This is a genomic window from uncultured Capnocytophaga sp. (assembly GCF_937936315.1).
Classification (GTDB): Bacteria; Bacteroidota; Bacteroidia; order Flavobacteriales; family Flavobacteriaceae; genus Capnocytophaga.
In genome coordinates, this window is sequence record NZ_CALGWU010000024.1 from 71,940 (window position 1) to 88,364 (window position 16,425).

The 16,425-nt window shown below is 41.3% G+C and carries 19 protein-coding genes and 1 pseudogene; 16 read left to right on the forward strand and 4 right to left on the reverse strand.

The features are described from left to right. Nucleotides 1-5: 5 nt before the first annotated feature. Nucleotides 6-1,169: a glycosyltransferase gene (locus tag Q0162_RS04035; RefSeq protein WP_297889498.1), complete on the reverse strand. Its 1,164-nt coding sequence runs from the start codon at nucleotides 1,167-1,169 to the stop codon at nucleotides 6-8. 73 nt (nucleotides 1,170-1,242) lie between these two features. Between Q0162_RS04035 and Q0162_RS04040 the strand changes: the two genes are divergently transcribed. The 10 genes and pseudogenes from Q0162_RS04040 (at nucleotide 1,243) to Q0162_RS04085 (ending at nucleotide 8,890) form a co-directional block, all read left to right on the forward strand. Beyond that, nucleotides 1,243-2,016, forward strand: coding sequence for a glycosyltransferase family 2 protein (locus Q0162_RS04040; protein WP_297889501.1), 774 nt, complete (start codon nucleotides 1,243-1,245; stop codon nucleotides 2,014-2,016). A gap of 36 nt (nucleotides 2,017-2,052) precedes the next feature. After that, complete coding sequence (locus tag Q0162_RS04045; RefSeq protein WP_297889504.1) at nucleotides 2,053-3,405, forward strand: O-antigen ligase; 1,353 nt, start codon at nucleotides 2,053-2,055, stop codon at nucleotides 3,403-3,405. Between the two features lie 88 nt (nucleotides 3,406-3,493). Further along, on the forward strand, nucleotides 3,494-4,297 hold the full coding sequence (locus Q0162_RS04050; RefSeq protein ID WP_297889506.1) for an SDR family oxidoreductase: 804 nt from the start codon (nucleotides 3,494-3,496) through the stop codon (nucleotides 4,295-4,297). A gap of 134 nt (nucleotides 4,298-4,431) precedes the next feature. Next, nucleotides 4,432-5,085 carry a fructose-6-phosphate aldolase gene (gene fsa, locus Q0162_RS04055; RefSeq protein WP_095898646.1) on the forward strand — a complete coding sequence of 218 codons (654 nt, stop codon included), beginning with the start codon at nucleotides 4,432-4,434 and terminating at the stop codon, nucleotides 5,083-5,085. Nucleotides 5,086-5,100: 15 nt separating this feature from the next. Further along, nucleotides 5,101-5,841, forward strand: coding sequence for a hypothetical protein (locus Q0162_RS04060; protein WP_297889511.1), 741 nt, complete (start codon nucleotides 5,101-5,103; stop codon nucleotides 5,839-5,841). 58 nt (nucleotides 5,842-5,899) lie between these two features. Continuing rightward, complete coding sequence (locus tag Q0162_RS04065; protein ID WP_367272164.1) at nucleotides 5,900-6,571, forward strand: SMI1/KNR4 family protein; 672 nt, start codon at nucleotides 5,900-5,902, stop codon at nucleotides 6,569-6,571. A 39-nt stretch (nucleotides 6,572-6,610) separates the two neighbouring features. Further along, nucleotides 6,611-7,078 (forward strand): hypothetical protein, encoded by a 468-nt coding sequence (locus Q0162_RS04070; protein ID WP_297889517.1) that lies wholly within the window; start codon nucleotides 6,611-6,613, stop codon nucleotides 7,076-7,078. A gap of 8 nt (nucleotides 7,079-7,086) precedes the next feature. After that, complete coding sequence (locus Q0162_RS04075; protein WP_297889520.1) at nucleotides 7,087-7,908, forward strand: DNA alkylation repair protein; 822 nt, start codon at nucleotides 7,087-7,089, stop codon at nucleotides 7,906-7,908. Between the two features lie 24 nt (nucleotides 7,909-7,932). Continuing rightward, nucleotides 7,933-8,163: a bacteriocin immunity protein gene (locus Q0162_RS04080; RefSeq protein ID WP_297889523.1), complete on the forward strand. Its 231-nt coding sequence runs from the start codon at nucleotides 7,933-7,935 to the stop codon at nucleotides 8,161-8,163. A 9-nt stretch (nucleotides 8,164-8,172) separates the two neighbouring features. Next, nucleotides 8,173-8,890, forward strand: a pseudogene (locus tag Q0162_RS04085) (GNAT family N-acetyltransferase). Between the two features lie 18 nt (nucleotides 8,891-8,908). On the opposite strand, the gene Q0162_RS04090 reads toward Q0162_RS04085, so the two are convergent. Both Q0162_RS04090 and Q0162_RS04095 read right to left on the reverse strand, forming a co-directional pair. Continuing rightward, a complete protein-coding gene (locus Q0162_RS04090) occupies nucleotides 8,909-9,214 on the reverse strand; it encodes a type II toxin-antitoxin system YafQ family toxin (protein ID WP_198473131.1) in 306 nt (101 codons plus the stop codon). Beyond that, complete coding sequence (locus tag Q0162_RS04095; protein WP_095898634.1) at nucleotides 9,207-9,461, reverse strand: antitoxin; 255 nt, start codon at nucleotides 9,459-9,461, stop codon at nucleotides 9,207-9,209. The genes Q0162_RS04090 and Q0162_RS04095 overlap by 8 nt, the downstream gene beginning before the upstream one ends. A 119-nt stretch (nucleotides 9,462-9,580) precedes the next feature. Here Q0162_RS04095 and Q0162_RS04100 point away from each other — a divergent pair, with 119 nt between their 5' ends. From Q0162_RS04100 to Q0162_RS04125, 6 genes are all read left to right on the forward strand, one after another. Beyond that, nucleotides 9,581-10,411, forward strand: coding sequence for a 1,4-dihydroxy-2-naphthoyl-CoA synthase (locus Q0162_RS04100; protein ID WP_016479883.1), 831 nt, complete (start codon nucleotides 9,581-9,583; stop codon nucleotides 10,409-10,411). A 21-nt stretch (nucleotides 10,412-10,432) separates the two neighbouring features. After that, nucleotides 10,433-10,852, forward strand: a complete 420-nt coding sequence (locus Q0162_RS04105) for a phosphoheptose isomerase (protein WP_297889534.1) — start codon at nucleotides 10,433-10,435, stop codon at nucleotides 10,850-10,852. Nucleotides 10,853-10,934: 82 nt separating this feature from the next. Continuing rightward, nucleotides 10,935-11,294, forward strand: coding sequence for a hypothetical protein (locus Q0162_RS04110; RefSeq protein WP_126371276.1), 360 nt, complete (start codon nucleotides 10,935-10,937; stop codon nucleotides 11,292-11,294). A gap of 86 nt (nucleotides 11,295-11,380) precedes the next feature. Beyond that, complete coding sequence (locus Q0162_RS04115) at nucleotides 11,381-12,154, forward strand: (Fe-S)-binding protein (RefSeq protein WP_002681950.1); 774 nt, start codon at nucleotides 11,381-11,383, stop codon at nucleotides 12,152-12,154. 40 nt (nucleotides 12,155-12,194) lie between these two features. Further along, on the forward strand, nucleotides 12,195-14,681 hold the full coding sequence (locus Q0162_RS04120; RefSeq protein ID WP_297889542.1) for a zinc-dependent metalloprotease: 2,487 nt from the start codon (nucleotides 12,195-12,197) through the stop codon (nucleotides 14,679-14,681). Further along, entirely contained in the window at nucleotides 14,681-15,886 is a 1,206-nt protein-coding gene (locus Q0162_RS04125; RefSeq protein WP_297889545.1) for a Bcr/CflA family multidrug efflux MFS transporter, read from the forward strand. Before Q0162_RS04120 ends, Q0162_RS04125 begins: the two co-directional genes overlap by 1 nt. A 96-nt stretch (nucleotides 15,887-15,982) precedes the next feature. Here Q0162_RS04125 and Q0162_RS04130 read toward each other — a convergent pair whose 3' ends face one another. Further along, entirely contained in the window at nucleotides 15,983-16,393 is a 411-nt protein-coding gene (locus tag Q0162_RS04130) for a hypothetical protein (RefSeq protein ID WP_297889548.1), read from the reverse strand. Nucleotides 16,394-16,425 lie beyond the last annotated feature (32 nt).

The window sequence follows — 16,425 nt, forward strand, 5'->3', positions numbered from 1 at the left end:
ATAAACTATAAAATGCTTTTAAATAATTCATCCCATTGTTTTACAATAGTTTGAGAACTAAACTCCTCTACTTTCACTTGTATATTTTTTTGTATACGCGCCCTTACTGAGTCATCGCTTATTAATTTACTAAGCTCATTGGCGTATGCTTGTATATCAAAAGGGGGTACCAAAATACCATTTTCACCATTAGGCGAAAGAATACCTCTTACTCCTGCCGAGCAATCAAAAGCAATAGGCACAACTCCTGCTTGTTGAGCTTCCATCAGCACGGTTCCTTGCCCTTCAATTTGAGATGACAAACAGAGGATAGCTGCTTTGTTGTAATAGGGAAATGGATCTTCTTTTTTACCTAAAAAAGTAATACGCTCTAATTTTTTTTCTTTTGCCATTGCTTGTAAACGAGGTAACTCTTTACCTTCGCCTATCAAAGCAAATTGCCAATCAGGATGTTTTTTATAAATACTCTCCCAAATAGTTACTAAGCGATCTACTCGCTTATCTACATAGCTCATTCGCCCTACATAGATAATAAGTCGTTCTTTATCTAATGAATAAGTGCGTGTTGTTGAAGCTACAGGGGTAGAAATAGCCCTAATTTTATGATTATCTACAAGCTGCAGTGCCTTAGTTAGCTCCTCTTTATAAGCTTCACATAACACTATAAATGCATGGTATTTATTATAAATCGCACGATATTTTTCAATCTTTATTTTCTTATAAATATGAAAAGCAGGTATTTTAAAGCCTTTGTAAAATAAATAGTGTAGGGGGCTTTTCTTTGATTTTTCTTGTAGTGTTTCTAAGTGATTTTCTGCTTGCCAAAAAGTAACTCCATAGTGAGCAAAAACACATTTACAGTTTGTCTTTTCAAATATTCTTTCACGTGTAGCACTAAAGCTTTTCCCTACAAACACAAGAATATCAATATTTAGTTCGTTTGCTTTCTCTGCCAAAGATACTTTGGGCGATGAAAACAATCGCGTTTTTCCTATATCTACAAAGGTAATATTTCCCTTATCTTTTTCACTGAGTTGATGATGATGAATATGGGCTGAAAATACAAATATATTATACCCCATAACTTTAAGCAAAGGGGCTATTGTAGAAGTAACCATTTCTCCTCCTCCAAAAGGAAATTGACCGTGTATAAATCCTATATTTACCATATACTTTCAAGTAAAAAATATTTTAAAATGCAAATATACAAAAAAAATTTTTAATTTTGCCCAAAAAATAAGTATGACTGGTACGACTCCAAAAATAAGCGGTCTCATCATTACTTACAATGAAGAGAAAAATATAAAGGAGGTATTAGAGAGCTTCAACTTTTGCGATGAAATTATCGTAGTCGATTCGTTTAGCACCGATAATACCGTCTCTATCGCTCAGTCTTTTAGCAAAGTAAAAGTAGTACAGAATAAGTTTGAAGACTTTGCTAAACAGCGCAACCTCGCTTTGCAACACGCCTCTAATGACTGGGTGCTTTTTCTCGATGCCGATGAACGCATTACTCCGGCTCTACAATCTGAAATTATTACCACTCTCAACGATCCTGATAAAAAAGATGCTTACTATTTTAAACGTTTATTCTTTTTCGCAGGCAAACCTATTCACTTTTCAGGCACTCAAGGCGATAAAAACTTTAGACTCTTTCGCAAAAGCCTATGCCACTACGTTCCCGAACGCAAAGTACACGAAACCCTTTCTGTTAAAGGAACTATAGGGGTACTCAAACACAAACTTTTGCACTATTCAGTATCCGACTACGACTCTTACCGCCAAAAAGCTGTCCTTTATGGCAAACTTCGAGGCGAAGAAATGTTCTTAAAAGGCAAAAACTATAGCGCTCTAAAAATGTACACCAAAATGGCTTTTCACTTCTTTAAAACTTACATTTTGAAAGGTGGTATTCTAGATGGCAAAGAGGGATTTTTGCTTAGTAAAGTAAGCGCTATTTCTGTCTATGAAAATTTCACATCATTAAAATATCAACAGAAAAAGAATAGCAGATAAGAAGAGTGTAATCATATCCTAACAAACAATAAAGCTATGAAAAACGCTATACTCATACTCAACATATCAGCTTTATGTATCGCTAGCATTCTCTATTTTACTCCAATAACAGTAAATATTTATGAGCTAAGCGATATCAATCTTCTCTTCCGTATAGCTATGGGGGGCATTGGAGGGCTTTCGCTTATTGATGTTTTTATCAAGCGAAAAGAATTGTTCACTGGCATAACTCCTTTTAGAATTTTTATAGCCATTTTTGCCTCAGCTATCATAGCAACTTATTTCTACAACCACAAAACTCCCTTAGGTCTCAGCATTGTGTTGCTTTTCCTTTGCCTTACACATGGTATCTACAACCGCACTTTCTATAAGCCTCACCCTATTATGATAGCCCTCTTCGCTTTTTGCTCACTAAAACTACTTAGCTGCCTATGGGCTACCGATCCTAAACAAGGTTTTTCTCATATCGACTACTATAGCTTGTTCATCTTCGTGCCTATTGTGAGTTGCTTCTTCCGAATAGAAAAAAAAGAATTAAAACCTTTCATATACACTGCCTTTTCTTTTTTCCTAAGCGTAATGACCCTCTTGGTTGTCGCTTATATCTTCTTGGTAAAACAGTACGACAAACCTCTTTTAGCCTTTCTTTCTTTCAACAAAGGTTATATGGGAGATGCGTCATATTATACACTTATCAATTGGACAAAAACAGCACATCCTAGCAAGATTGCTTGGATATATATGGCCGTTTTCGCAATGGGATTATGGCTATGGAAAACCCAAAAAGGTAAAATTATTAACTCTCTCCAAATAACACTCTACGGCTTACTGCTAATAATTATATCATTTGTACTACAAGCGCGCATAGCTATTTTAGGCTCCCTAATACTTATAGGCTTGTGGTATTGGATCGGATTAATGAGGATCATAGCTAAAGCTAAATATGTTACTCTTTACACCTCTCTAATGGTTATCATAGCTCTATGGATCGCTAAAATAGTAATTTTTGAAACCCCTTATTTTGACGACCCTATCCGAAACGCTATGAATACAGCTGCAATCAACAGCTTTAAACAATACCCTATTTTCGGAGGAGGCGCCGGACACGAAACTCTAGTGGTAAGGCAAGCTGGATACAGCTTCCATGGTTTGCACAACGACTTCTTGAGCACTCTAGTGGACAACGGACTTATAGGCGTGACTTTACTGCTGACCTTCCATATATTAGTCCTATATTACGCTCTCAAACAACGCTATTTACTCAGCTTATACGTCCTAGCTGCTTTTGTAATTTTCAACGCTACTGAAGGCGTAATAGCCATTAGTATTTGTATCCCTTTTTTCTTATTCTGCCTCATTCCCCCTCGTTTAAAAAACATTCCTCTATAAACAAAACTCTGCATTTTTATTCAATTCCCTTTTCATAATTCACTGATAATTCACTACCTTTGTCGCCATATTACTTAACCCTCACTCAATGAACAAAACCGTTCTCATTACCGGCGCCACTTCGGGTATAGGCAAAGAAACTGCCCTGCTCCTCGCTTCCAAAGGCTTTTTGGTCTATGGCACAGCGCGCAATGTAGAAGACAAGAACCTACCTTTCCGCCTTTTGCCTATGGATGTGCGCAACGAAACTTCTATCAAAGAAGCGATACAGCAAATCCTCACCGAAGTAGGTCGCATTGATATACTCATCAACAATGCAGGCGTGGGCATCACTGGAGCAGTAGAAGAACTCCCCGCCGAGCAACTACACAACGTTTTTGCTACCAATCTCTACGGCGCTATAGCTGTGATACAGCAAGTGCTCCCCACTATGCGCGCGCAAGGCAGCGGACGCATCATCAATATTGCCTCTATTGCAGCTTATATGGGCTTGCCCTTCCGCGGGGCTTATTCCGCCAGCAAAGGCGCGCTTCTTTTGATGAGTGAAGCCTTGCGTATGGAAGTAAAGCAGTTCGGCATCGAGGTAACCACCATTTCCCCAGGCGATTATGCTACCGATATTGCCTCTCGCCGTTACCACGCCCCCGTAAACGAAAACTCTCCGTATGCCGAAGTCTATGCCAAACAACTCCGTCTGATGAACGAGCACGTTGATAGTGGTGGCGACCCCAAAGAAATGGCAGATAAAATACTGAAAGTCATCAATACCAAACACCCCAAAGTGCATTACAAACAAGGTAGTTTCTTGCAGAAGTTCTCCATTGTCCTCAAACGACTCTTACCGAGCAAGCGCTACGAGAAAATGCTGATGAAACACTACTCATTAAATTAGCAAATTAGGTAATTAGCAAATTTTCCAATTTGTAACACCCACTTTGCCAAAGTTAAATACAATTCGTTTTTTTGACCTGATAACATCACAACTTGTTAATTGTTAATTATTAATCGTTAATTATTAATTGTCTTATGAAATTTTTTATCGACACAGCGAATCTATCGCAAATTCAAGAAGCCCAAGACTTGGGCGTGTTAGACGGGGTAACCACCAATCCGTCATTAATGGCAAAAGAAGGCATCACCGGCAAAGCCGCTATCTTGCAACATTACAAAAACATCTGTGAGATTGTAGAAGGCGATGTCTCTGCCGAAGTAATTGCCACCGATTTCGAGGGCATTGTGCGCGAAGGCGAAGAACTTGCCGCCCTTCACCCTCAAATCGTAGTAAAAGTACCGATGATTAAAGACGGTATCAAAGCTATTAAATACTTCACCGATAAGGGTATCCGTACCAATTGTACCCTCGTATTCTCGGCAGGTCAGGCGCTTTTGGCAGCCAAAGCAGGTGCTACTTATGTATCGCCTTTCATCGGCAGACTCGACGATATCTCTGCCGACGGACTTTCTCTCATCGAAGAAATACGCCTCATCTACGACAACTATAACTTTGAGACACAAATTCTTGCAGCCTCTGTGCGCCATACTATGCACATTCTCGAGTGTGCTAAAATAGGTGCCGATGTCATTACCGCCCCTCTTTCGGCTATCACTGGACTGTTAAAACATCCCCTTACTGATAGCGGCTTAGCACAGTTTTTAGCCGATGCAAAGAAATTGGGATAACAATATTAAATCATTATGCAATCAAGAGAAGAAATTCAAGAACTGAACGACCATTTGCAGGCGTTCCCCAAAGCAGAAGACATCTTTGTAAAAGAGCAACCATGGCTCAAAAATCATTTTTTGCCCCTGATGAGTATCGATTTAGCCGAAATCAACCCTGATTGGGCAGAGCAAAAGGTGTATATGCTTGCTCCGTTTGAGCCTTATGAGGGGTATATAGGCGATAATACCACCGAATATCACAACGAATATACCGCCCCTAACTGGCTGGCTTTCCGCCTAACCGACGATAATAAGTTCGAGTTCCTCGGCAAGGAAGGATATTTTGAACGAACCGCTATTCACCATTGGGATTTTAAGTCTGAAGAAGAAAAAGAATTTCAAAAAATGCAGAAAAGCTATGAAAAAAGCAAAGCAAATTTTGAGAAATACGGCACATTGATTAATATATTTGCATTAGAATATGATGGAAAAATAGAAAAAGCAAATTATTTAAGTAGATTAGGAGGGGAATATTCTTTTTCTAATTGGGCAACTTCTATTTCAAGTGGCGAGTATCCCAAAGCATTTGCAATGAAGTTGGATAGAGAAGAAGGACTTCCTGACGATGGGATTAGTATAACTTATAAAGAAAATCCTTTTTATTTTATTGCAGAAACTGCAAGCTATGATTGGTATGATGGTGGTATTGATGGCATCATTATGTTTTATGAGCCTGTAAGCCGTATCGTGCTATATACTTTTGATTTTACATAAGAATAAATGGCTATTCGAAGCTCTTTTTCATAAAGCATAATTTTTTAAATTAGAAATGATGCCCAACATTCTATTACAACAATTAGAAAATGCCCTCCCAGAAGGAATGCAAATCCCAGAGGAACTCCGCCAACTCTATCAGTGGATAGAGGACAACGGCTATTATACTGACAGAGATGGTGTGCGTTATGGCTATCTCTACCCGCAAGATAAGTTAAGAGAGAGCTGGACTGAGAATAAACGCAAAGAAGGTACCGATATTGCTTTCTCGGTATTAAAACCATCAGATAATGAGGATTTGTTGGAGATTTGTTATCCAAATCATAAGGAAGAAGTAAGGCGCCGTTTGCTTGTCTTTGCGCAGAGTGGTGGCGATGGTTCGGAGTGTGCCTTGTGGCTCGACGATGAAGGGCATACCCAAATCGTGCATATCGGGTCGGGTTCAGGCTCTGTGATGACTTGTATATTGGTGAAAAACGCCTTGGATTTCTTGCGTCTATTAGCCATTGGCTATGATGAGATTTGCTGGGACGAAGAATATTCTTCTCCTCCTAATAGTAATAAAGACAATACATTCGTCCACCCTAATACACAATACCAAGAGTGGGTACAAAATACCTTCCATACTACCATTCCCGTAATAGGTTTAGAGGTCGTAACCCCTCATAGTATGGATGATGAAGCTACCGATGATCCTTTTTTAAAATGGTTTCTTGAAGTAACGGAGTAAATTAGGAATAAAAAACACATAACATTTAATAACAAACCTATGAACAACGAAACATTACCTACAACATATTTAGGGAGAGAGCTCCCAAAAGAGTATGTAAACAGTATTGAAAAGGGAGAGTCCTTCCCCGAATGGCTCACAATGTTCCCTCATACAGAATACGAACACAGTACCGATATTGAAGTATGGAGCAAAGAATTTCTCTTTGGGCATACTTTTAGTGAATCTTTCTGCAATTACGCTTTCTTTACTCGTGATGATCTTGATTTTTCGATACTACAAACCCGTGATGAAGACACTTTAACCCCTGAAGAACTCCAATCAGCCTTTGCTATAGGTTCTGTAAACGAAGGATTTGTGTTTATCAACCTGCACGATGGTTCGCTTTGGATTTGGTATCACGATATGTTTTGTGAGAAAGTTGCTGAAAACTTTTCCGACTTCCAAAATCTTCTTACTAAAGAGCCTGTGGATGGAGATGAGGAGGATATAGATGAGGAGGAATAATTTATTGTATGGATATAGAAATTATCAAGAACAGAAAAGGGGTTCAAAAGGCAGTAGATATACCTTCCGAAGTGCTTTCGTTATTAAATGCGGGGCGTATAGAAACGGTAAACCTTACCGAGTGGCTGGCTGTAGATCATTCTCAGCTGGTAAAATCTGTTTTTCCTGCTTTGGGGATTGATAAAAATATCATTGAAGAGTTGGTTTGCCAAATCAATCAGCAAAAGAAACCTTCTACAATGAATACGATTAAGCTCATAGGGGCATTGTTATACGAAAAATATGTAGATACTGACCTCTATGAGCCTTTGTTTAAGCAAATCAGCACGCATTTATCCGATTCGGTGCGCTGTTATGCTTGTTATTTGGTGGCTTTGCATACCGAAATCCCTTTAGAAGATAAGCTACACAAACTAAAACCCTTGGTAGCTGATAGTCATTTTGGCGTTCGTGAAATCATTTGGATGGCATTACGCCCCAAAATGAGCGAGTATTTAGACTTTTCAATCGCTTTTCTTTCCCATTGGGCAGAAAGTGAAGATGAGAATATCCGCAGGTTTAGTACAGAAGCCTTGCGTCCGCGGGGTGTTTGGTGTGCTCATATAGAAGCCTTGAAAGAAAAGCCAGAGGTGTATTTGCCTATATTAGACAAACTAAAGAGTGATAAGGCAAAGTATGTACAAGATAGCGTAGGGAACTGGCTGAATGATGTCAGCAAAACCCGCCCTGATTTCGTAACAGCTCTTTGTGAGCGTTGGGAGCGCAAAAGTCCTACCAAGGAAACCAAGTATATTGTAAAAAAGGCACTGAGAACGATTGCCTCTAAATAGTATAAAAACTTATTTTTTTACCGAATGACCCGAGAAGAACTCATACAATTAGGGAACCAAATCATAGAAGAAACCGATGACGATCGCCAAGAGGAGCTAATGGAGCGCTTCGATCGCAATGTACTTCACCCCGAGGGCAGTTCGTTATTCTTCTATCCGGAAAACTACAACGCCCGCACTATGGATATTTCCTCCTACGACCCCACCGTCGAGGAAGTAGTAGACAAATGCTTGACGTATCAACCGATTATCTAAAAATATACAATGAACACAAACCAATACAATCAACCCATAGGGGATGCATTACCTAATTTTTTCAGTAGGAGTAACCCCTCATATAACCCTCTTACAAGGAAATTATTGTCAGTTGGAACCTCTTTCGGTAGCCAAACATTTAGACGATTTGAGTGATTTCTATTTGGAAGCCAATGCTGTGATGCCCGATTGGACTTATTTATCTATAGCTCCTGTAAAGAACAAAGAGGAGTTGCACACTTTACTCACCAAGCAGGAAGCCTCTGCCGACCCTTATTTTCTGACGATTGTAGATAAGCAAACGCGAAAGGCAGTGGGTACGCTTGCCCTAATGCGTATAGACCCTAAAAACAGAGTGATAGAAGTGGGGTGGGTGAACTATTCGCCGGCTTTACAGCGTACGCGTATGGCTACAGAAGCACAGTTTTTGTTGGCGAAATATGTGTTTGAAGTCCTTCAATACAGGCGTTACGAATGGAAGTGTGACAGCCTTAATGCACCTTCGCGCCGTGCTGCAGAGCGCTTGGGCTTTGTATATGAGGGTACATTCAGGCAGGCAGTGGTTTACAAAGGGCGTTCGCGCGACACCGCTTAGTTTGCTATGATAGATAAGGAATGGGAAGCTAACAAACGCGCTCTTGAGCAATGGCTCTCCCCTGAGAATTTCGACTCGCAGGGTAAACAAAGGAAGTCTTTGAAGATATTGAGAGAACTAGCAGAAGAATAGATGAATCAATATAAAATCTTACATTTTAAATAACTCTGAATGACTTCCAAGTCTCATCAAATAAATTACTTTTTCATCATCCTCTTGTATCCATATAATGAGTAAATCACCCTCTATATGGCATTGTAAACAACCTTTATATTTTCCTTTTAGATAATGAGGTTTCATCTCAGCAGGAATGCCATCAACTCCTTTTTCTCTCAATATTTTAATGGCAGCAGTTACTTTTTCAACTTTTTCTAATTGCTTAGATATTTTTTTCAAGTCTTTTTTGAAGGAAGTTGAATACCTTACTAAAAACTCTTTGTTTTCATCATTATTCATCTTCTTCTAATATATCTTTTATCATTAGATCGACATCAGTATATCCCTTCATAAGGTGCCCCTTTTCCTTTACCTCCATAAAAGCAGCGTGCGTTTCCTCATTAGGAATCGCTGTTTCAATAGGATAAGTCTTTTTCCCCACTTTCTTCTTTAAAAGAACGGTTTTTACGTTGAACTTCTCAAACAAACCTAAAAAAATAGGATAATCGGCTTCATTAATCGTTGCTTGTAATACAATTGAGTTCATAATACTTCTTATTTTTGGGCAAAGGTACAAAATAATTGACAATCTACAAATTGGCTAATTGACAAATTATTACTACCTTTGCCCCCTAAATAACTTTTCATTTTTCACTTTTCACTTATATGAATTGGATAACCGTAAAAGAATACGAAGATATTACGTATAAAAAATGTGACGGCGTAGCGCGTATTGCCTTCAATCGTCCTGAAGTGCGCAACGCTTTTCGCCCTAAAACCACTTCTGAACTCCTCGATGCCTTCAAAGATGCTTATGAAGACATCAACATAGGCGCCGTATTGCTCTCTGCCGAAGGACCTTCACCTAAAGACGGCGTATGGAGTTTTTGTAGTGGTGGCGACCAAAAAGCACGTGGTCACCAAGGCTATGTAGGCGACGATGGTTATCACCGCTTGAATATCCTCGAAGTGCAACGCCTTATTCGCTTTATGCCCAAGGTGGTGATCGCAGTAGTCCCCGGTTGGGCAGTGGGCGGCGGACACTCATTGCACGTAGTGTGCGACCTTACCCTCGCCAGCAAAGAACACGCAATCTTCAAACAAACCGATGCCGATGTAACCAGTTTTGATGCCGGTTATGGCTCTGCTTATCTCGCCAAAATGGTGGGACAGAAGAAAGCCCGCGAAATCTTCTTCTTAGGGCGCAACTATTCAGCGCAAGAGGCTTTCGAGATGGGAATGGTAAATGCGGTTGTCCCTCACGATGAACTCGAAGCTACCGCTTTTGAGTGGGCGCAAGAGATAATGGCAAAATCGCCTACTTCTATCAAAATGCTGAAATTCGCTATGAATCTCACCGATGATGGTATGGTTGGGCAACAAGTATTTGCCGGTGAAGCCACCCGTTTGGCGTATATGACCGATGAAGCCAAAGAAGGACGCGATGCCTTCCTCGAAAAACGCAAACCTAACTTTGAAAAGAAATGGATACCGTAACAATTTGCTAATTCAAATATTATGACTGAAAAATTCACCTTAAAAGAAGATGCTCAAGGCAATAAAAATCCTATATTGCCAGAGGGAGTAAAAAACTATCTCATCGATATTGATGGCACCGTAGGCGAGGACATCCCTAACGAAGAACCTGAGCGTATGGCTACTGCCGAAGTATTCCCCGACGCCTTAGTACAAGTAAACAAATGGTATGACGAAGGTCACGTAATTTACTTTTTCACCTCACGCACTGAAGCACACCGCGAAGTTACCGAGCAATGGCTCAAAAAGCACGGCTTTAAGTATCACGGCATCATCTTTGGTAAACCCCGCGGAGGCAACTATCATTGGATAGACAATCACATCGTAAAAGCCACGCGCTACAAAGGCAAATTCACCGATTTTATCCTCAAAGAAGAAACCGTAGAAGTGTTTAACGATTAGTGCGCTGGCACGAGCTTGTAGTTCGTACCTATTCTGTCCGATTTGTCTGACTCGTCCTATAAATCTCTAATAACACCATAAAATGAAAGAAACCGTTAAAAACAAGATTAAAAAATGGTTACTTGGCATAGATCGTCAAGAAACCTTACCCAATGATATTGTCGCACTGAATTTCAACATCTCCGAACCTTACGAATTGGAGCTTATAGGTTCTTCTTGGTATGATGATGAAGACCCCGATTGGGCTTGTGATGACGATTTTGTACCCGATGACTGCTTTTTACCTTTAGATGAAATCCCTGAAGAAGTACATTGGGAACAAGTACTCTCGATGATTACCGAAATCCTTAAAGAAATAGTAGCCGAAAACAGTATCAAACTTTTTAACGTACAACATATAGCCGTAGGTTTTGTAGACGGCAATTTAGTAATCGTAAAATAACCTACACCCTTTTGCTGGCGCGAGCTTATAGCTCGTGCCAAATTACCAAATTACAACCCGTGCGGCTCGCACCAAATTAGATTATTATGATTCCAACAATGGCAGAACTCTCAGCTCGTGGCGAAACCCCCGAAGTACTCTTCTGGGTAGGCTGCGCTGGTAGTTTTGACGACAGAGCTAAACGCATCATCAGAGCCTTTGCCCACCTCTTGCAAAAAGCGGGGGTGCGCTTTGCCGTACTCGGTACCGAAGAGAGCTGCACCGGCGACCCTGCCAAGCGTGCTGGCAACGAATTTCTCTTCCAAATGCAGGCAATGATGAATATCGAGGTACTCAACAACTATCAGGTAACCAAAATAGTAACCACCTGTCCGCATTGTTTCAACACTATCAAAAACGAATACCCTGCGCTGGGTGGGAATTACGAAGTAATGCACCACACTGAGTTACTCAAAACCCTTATCGATGAGGGCAGACTCACTATAGAAAGTGGCACCTTCAAAGGCAAGCGCATCACTTTTCACGACCCTTGTTATCTCGGCAGAGCCAACAAGGTGTACAACGCCCCCCGCGAACTGCTCACCTCCTTAGAAGCCGATTTGGTAGAGATGAAAAAGTGCAAAGCCCGCGCAATGTGTTGTGGAGCAGGAGGCGCACAGCTCTTCAAAGAATCGGAAAAAGGAGATAAAGAAATCAACGTATTGCGCACCGAGCAAGCCCTTGAAGTGCGCCCCGATATCATCGCGACCGCTTGTCCGTTTTGCAATACAATGATGACCGATGGCGTAAAAACCAAAGAAAAAGAAACCCAAATAAAAGTCTATGATGTAGCAGAATTGCTAATGATGAATGACGAATGAAGTATGTTAAACGCCCTCTAAAATTGATTTTTATAACAATATGAAGAAATATATATTATACACACTATTATTGGGAATGAGCTCCTATGTTTTCGCTCAGCAAACCCCCACAGTGAAAGACACTATTACCAAAGGTGCTACCAAAACCGTTACTACCGAAAAACCCGAAAAAACTCCTGAGCAAAAGCGCGCTGAAGAGTACGCTAAACTCCTCAAAAAAGGAGGTATAGAACGCAACGGACTTTTTACGATCCGAAAGATTGAGGAGAAATGGTACTTTGAAGTCCCCGATTCCCTCCTCAATCGCTATTTGCTATGCGTAACCCGCCTCAAAGCTGCCCCTCATAACTTCGGACTCTATGCAGGCGAAAAAGTGAATGAACAAACCGTCTATTTCGAGCAGAAAGGCGAAAAAACGCTCCTCTTGCGTTCGTTTCTCAACCTGCAAGAGGCTGGCACCGACGATAATATCTCGGTGGCATTAGCCAATTCGAGCGCCAACCCTGTGGTGGCATCGTTCACCGTGATTGGGCGCAACCCAAAAACCAAAGCACAGCTCATCGACATCACCGATTTCTTCAAGCAGGACAACAGCATTACCTCTTTTTCATCGAATGCAAAAACCCAAATGAAAATAGGCGCTATCGCTAACGATCGCTCTTTTGTAGACGATATACGTCCTTATCCTATCAACGTAGAGGTCAATGCTCTCAAAACGTTCAACGCTTCGCCTAGTACTATCCCTTCGGCAAACAAGGTAGGGGCGGTTACTTTAGAGTTGAATATCTCTATGGTACTCCTGCCCAAAACACCTATGCAAAAACGCCTCTTCGACCCTCGTGTGGGCTTTTTCGCTACCCGATACATCAAGTTTAGCGACCAGCAACAACGCACCGAAACTGAATATTACATCCACCGTTTCCGATTAGAACCTCGCAAAGAAGACGTTAAAAAATACCTCAACGGTCAGTTAGTACGCCCCAAAAAGCAAATCGTTTTCTATATCGACCCTGCTACGCCCAAACAATGGCAAAAATACCTCATTTTGGGCGTAAACGATTGGAATGTTGCTTTTGAGCAAGCAGGATTCAAAGAGGCTATCGTGGCAAAACCTTGGCCTAACGACCCTTCAATGAGTTTAGAAGATGCACGCTTCAACGTAATTCGCTACCTCCCTTCCGAAAAAAGTAACGCCTACGGACCTAACATTGCCGATCCTCGCAGTGGTGAAATTATAGAATGCCACGTGGGCTGGTATCACAACGTGATGAAACTCCTCAACCAGTGGTATATGATTCAGGCAGGTGCTGTGGATAAACGCGCTCGTACTATGGAGTTCAACGAGGAACTAATGGGCGACCTCATCCGCTTTGTGTCCTCTCACGAAATAGGACACTGCTTAGGTTTGCGCCACAATATGGGCGCCAGCAGTCAGACGCCTGTAGAAAAACTCCGCGACAAAAAATGGGTAGAAGCCAATGGACATACCGCTTCTATTATGGACTATGCGCGTTTTAACTATGTGGCACAGCCCGAAGACAATATCAGTAGCAAAGGACTCTATCCGCGCATAGGCATCTACGACAAATGGGCAATCGAATGGGGATATCGCTATTACGGCAACAAATATAAAGACGAGTATGCCGAACAAGAATCTCTTGCCGAAATGGTTACCCAAAAACTCAAAGCCAATCCGCGATTGTGGTTCGGAGGGGAAGGCAAAGATGAAGACCCTCGTGCACAAACCGAAGACCTTTCGGACAACGTGATGAAAGCCAATACTTACGGATTGAAAAACCTCCGCTATATCGTGCAACACCTCCCCGAATGGACTAAACAGCCTAACGACAAATACGAGCATCTCGACGAAATGCAAACTGCTGCCTATATGCAGTATTTCCGCTATTTGAAACACGTGCTCAAGCACATTGGCAATAGATATGTGGGCATCATCGGGGAGAAAGAAGTCTATAAAGAAGTACCCAAAGAAAAGGTAAAAGAAGCTATTAACTATTTAGATAAAGAACTTTTTGAAGCGCCTTTGTGGTTATATCCTCAGGAAATAGTAGAAAAAACAGGAGCAACTCCCGATAAGAACATCATCAGTATGCAAAATCTTACCCTGAGTGTGCTTTTAGGAGAGCAAACCCTCTACACCCTTTATAACCAATCGCTCACCTCCAAAAATCCTTATCCGCTAAACGAATATCTGCAAGATGTATTCAAAGCGGTATGGAAACCCCTCAACCACCCCGATGCACGCCAAAACACTTATCGCCGTGGGATAGAACGCTTGTACCTCTCTCAAATCGATAGGCTCATCAATGCGCCTGCTGAGGCTAAGAATGCCAAAGCTGCGAGCATACAGCAAGTATCGGATGTGCGCCTCTTTGCCTTGCAACATTTAGATATGATTGAGGCTTTCGCCAAACAAGCTCTCGCCAAAGAACCAGCGTCATCTATCAACCATCTACACTACCAAGAAATTATAAAGGAAATAGAACATATAAAAGACCCTAAGAAATAGTGTTAGAACCCGAAGAACTCAAAGACTCAAAACCCGACTTACTGTTTATCCTCATTATGGGACTCCTATCGATGCTCACCCCGCTGGCTATCGATATGTACCTCCCTGCTTTTGTGAAGATTGCTAATGATTTGAACGTATCCGAAGAGATGATTCCTCAAACCTTAGCGCTCTTTACCCTTGGGTTTGCTTTTGGGCAACTCTTCTGGGGACCTCTTTCCGATAGTTATGGACGCAAACCTATCATTCTCATCGGGATTATCACCTCAGCATTGGTATCGTTGGCGATTACGCAAATTCACCATATCCACCATTTTTATATACTGCGCTTTGTACAAGGCTTTTTCGGGGCATCGCCAGCAGTAGTTACCGGTGCGCTCTTGCGCGACCTTTTTGCCAAAAATGAGTTTGCCCGCCAAATGTCGATGATTATGATTGTCACGATGATTGCCCCGCTCATCGCCCCCGTGTTGGGCGGTCACCTCACCGACTGGTTTCATTGGCATATCATCTTCTACGTGCTGATGGTTTTAGGACTCTTGGCAGCCCTTTTGGTAAGTTATAAAATCCCTGAAACGCTTCCCAAAATCAAGCGCGCTCCTTTGAAAATAGGCAACACCTTGCGCATTTACGGCAAGCTCCTCAGCAACAAAAAGGTATTGGGGTATATTTTCTGCAACTCGCTTTCCTATTCAGGGATGTTTTGCTTTATCACTACGGGGTCTATTGTATACACCAAACTCTTTGGGGTAGCCCCTCAACACTTTGGGTATTTCTTCCTTTTAAACATCATTGTAATGATGACGGCAACCTCGCTCAATGGCAAATTCGTCACCAAAATAGGCGTAGAAAAATCATTGCGATTAGGGCTTACTATCCAACTCATTGCAGGAGCGTGGCTGGTGATATGCGGTATTTTTCATTTGGGATTATGGGCTACCGTAGCAGGCGTTTCAATGTTTGTAGGTTTGGTATCGGTAGTGTCCAGCAGCGCCAATGCCGCCATTTTGGATATGTACCCCGAAGTAGCAGGTACCGCCAATTCACTCACAGGAATGTTGCGTTTTGGTATCGGTTCGGTAGTAGGGGCAGTGCTCTCGCTTTTCGCCATCACCTCCGAGCGCCCAATGGTATTTGCAATGGCAATATGTATAGGGGTAGGCGCTCTCAGTTATGTGTTATTAGTAAAACGATTTGCTGATTAGCGATTTTGTGGCTTTTTGAGTGGCACAAGTATAACCTTACGCCTGTAGAGCATATATTTTAGTAGGAGGCAAAGCTACACTTCGCCCCCTACTTTTTTAATCTATAGTCATTAAAGTGTCTTTTAAATAAACAGTAAGCATTATAGAATCATTTTCTTTTACTTTTATGTTTTTGATATAGACACTTTTGCCTGCTCTTACCCCCGTTACCCACATATCGTATTTTCTATTAGGAGAAAGACGCAAATAATTTTCCTTAGGCCTAAATATAGAAACGCCATTAACCCATAGATACCAACGATCACTTGGGATAGGATCACCATATTCAATTACATTAATTTTTAAAATTTCTGCATATCCTTTTTTTAGTTTGTGATAACTAAGGGTATAATCTTCTCCTTCTACCCCTATTTTCTCTTCATTAGGGTTTATTTGCCTTTTAAGGGAGTTACATCCCATTGATAGCAGACTTACTACTACAATTGTTAGGGTTATTACTTTTTTCATATATTATTTTAAGGCAAAGCTACTCTTTGCCC